This is a genomic window from Pseudomonas sp. 5.2, from assembly GCF_059025405.1.
In genome coordinates this window covers 1-1,619 of the sequence record NZ_JBYBHH010000045.1, presented here as the reverse complement: position 1 = coordinate 1,619, position 1,619 = coordinate 1, and the positions used below count along the sequence as shown (strand labels likewise).

The 1,619-nt window shown below is 48.5% G+C and carries 1 protein-coding gene and 1 pseudogene; one reads left to right on the top strand and one right to left on the bottom strand.

Features of this window, described 5'->3' with window-relative positions:
- Positions 1-166, top strand: a pseudogene (locus AC5PZ0_RS28205) (hypothetical protein); the annotation flags it as partial.
- A 244-nt stretch (positions 167-410) separates the two neighbouring features.
- Here the strand turns inward: AC5PZ0_RS28205 and AC5PZ0_RS28200 are convergent.
- Positions 411-1,397 carry an RHS repeat-associated core domain-containing protein gene (locus tag AC5PZ0_RS28200; protein ID WP_493856201.1) on the bottom strand — a complete coding sequence of 329 codons (987 nt, stop codon included), beginning with the start codon at positions 1,395-1,397 and terminating at the stop codon, positions 411-413.
- Between the last annotated feature and the right edge of the window lie 222 nt (positions 1,398-1,619).

The window sequence follows — 1,619 nt, the reverse complement described above, 5'->3', positions numbered from 1 at the left end:
ACGCTTCATGGAGAAATTCAAGAAAATCATCTGGATCAACCCGTATCCGAAGCAGGCGTGGGACTACACGGCGTCTACGCACCTGGTGCGGGATTTGATCGAGGACAAGATGTACCCACTGACCTTGCAGGGGTTGGAGGATGGGATGCGGTATCTGTCCAAATAAAGCTGTACCTTCAGCTCCCTCCATCCCAGTGGACCCAAGGGCGGCGGGGCTCAGAACGACTAGACGCCGATGCCGCCAATAATCTGCCAACCTTGGATCGAGGGAAGCAAGGATGCTTTCATTCGATACCGCCGCCGCAACACAGCCGTTTGACAATGCTGCTCCAGTCCTTTTGTCGCGTTGCAGCGACCCACGACAAAGCCTTGGACTTTTTAAAGAGTTCGCTCATTTTCGATCCGCTGCCCTACTCCGGAAAATGCCGCCGCATTCTTATGTTTTGCTCTCTAATACTTGGCACTTCAAAAGGCCGTTTGCGCCAGAATTCTCTTGCGAACTCCATACCCGCACTTTCGTTTTCGTTAAGCATCTCCAGCCGCCTCCGAAAGTGCTTTGACAGCTGCACATTATTCACCGCAAAGTTATCGGTATTTTGCTCAATCGCTGCACGCGACACAGACCTGGACGCGAGACCACCACTAGATCTAGAACGACCCCTGCGTACATCGCTAACAACATAAAGCGCGTCATAATCTCGACTCACAACATCAGCCAAGGAACTTTCGCTACCTTTCAAGTACTTAAGTGCACTCTCAGTAAACTTTCGCAAATCACTCCCACTCAATACACCGCTATCAAGCAAAGCCTGTCGATCAAACATGTCAAGCCCATCTATACCTGACTTCAGATAGCGATAATATACCCCCCACCTATGCCTGCGCTCATAACCACCAACACCATAGGGCAATAAGTAATTATACGCATCTCTGACAGAACGATAAATATCAGTCAAAAACTGTGGAACCGCACCTGAGGGATCCACATTATTGACAGGGTCACCTTGACAATACGCATACGCATTTACACCGCCCGCACCAAATGGGCTTAACTTGTCTGCCGAGTAGAATCTACGCAATGAAGGACTGTAGCAACGACGGCCATTCCCCAGCAAGTAGCAACCTGAGACCGAGTCATTGTCTTCACCGTTAAACCTAATCAAAAATGAGTGATCGCCACTTGGTGCATACCCATATGGTGTATAAGCAAGCCTTACCTTAAACGTTCCAAAAACAGAGTGACTTTGCCCAAAGACCATGCATTCAACAACCTTAAAGGTTGCGGCGCTTTGAATCCCACCCAAGGGCATAGCACCCACTTTGAAGTGACGGTAATTTTGCAATTCCGAAATCTCCGCGACTCGCTGGCTATGTTCATAAAAGAAACGTGAGCTCATTGGCATTGCACCTTTTTAATTACGGCATACCTATCACCTTTAATTATCGTGCATAACGAACGTGCAATCCGCAACTCGTAAAATTGCCAGGTGCGGCGCCAGCGATAATGTGCTTTCCAACCATGTGATTCACTCAATTGTTATTTATTGCCACGTGCACAAGTCATCATCGACACCAAATAGAGTTGCCCGTACCGCCCTCAGTGACAACGGTACAGGTAT

Excerpts from the sequence above, each read along its gene's own strand:
- AC5PZ0_RS28200 (WP_493856201.1), bottom strand. The coding sequence starts at position 1,397 with ATGAGCTCACGTTTCTTTTATGAACATAGCCAGCGAGTCGCGGAGATT.